2 tRNA genes and 1 rRNA gene are annotated in these 479 nt (G+C 49.5%); all 3 read right to left on the bottom strand.

The features are described from left to right. Window positions 1–135: 135 nt before the first annotated feature. The 3 genes from LRL21_RS44890 to rrf all read right to left on the bottom strand — a co-directional run bounded on the left by LRL21_RS44890 (window position 136) and on the right by rrf (window position 476). Window positions 136–211, bottom strand: a tRNA-Ala gene (locus LRL21_RS44890). Window positions 212–231: 20 nt separating this feature from the next. Further along, a tRNA-Ile gene (locus LRL21_RS44895) sits at window positions 232–308 on the bottom strand. Window positions 309–359: 51 nt separating this feature from the next. Then, window positions 360–476: ribosomal RNA gene (gene rrf, locus LRL21_RS44900) — 5S ribosomal RNA — on the bottom strand. Window positions 477–479 lie beyond the last annotated feature (3 nt).

The raw sequence follows: 479 nt of genomic DNA on the forward strand, positions 1-479 counted from the left end.
CCGCTAATAAGTCCTATCCGTTAGGATAGATCTATTTGGATGTTACTCAACCGAAGTTAAGTAACGCTGCTCTAAACATTGGTTTCGTTTCGGTATCTAGTTTTCAAGGAACAAGCTATTCAGTAAATATAAGATTGGTGGAGCCAAGCGGGATCGAACCGCTGACCTCCTGCTTGCAAGGCAGGCGCTCTCCCAGCTGAGCTATGGCCCCATAGGGAATATTTATTCAATTGGTGGGCCCTAGTGGACTCGAACCACCGACCTCACCCTTATCAGGGGTGCGCTCTAACCAGCTGAGCTAAGGGCCCTCAGTTGTTCTTTTCTTACATACACACTATTCAAAACCTCTAATGAGGTTCGCTTGGCGACGTCCTACTCTCCCAGAACCCTGCGGTTCAAGTACCATTGGCGCTGAAGGGCTTAACGGTCGTGTTCGAGATGGGAACGCGTGGTTCCCCTTCGCCATCATCACCAAACGA

This window comes from Paenibacillus periandrae (genome assembly GCF_022458865.1).
GTDB lineage: Bacteria > Bacillota > Bacilli > Paenibacillales > NBRC-103111 > Paenibacillus_S > Paenibacillus_S periandrae.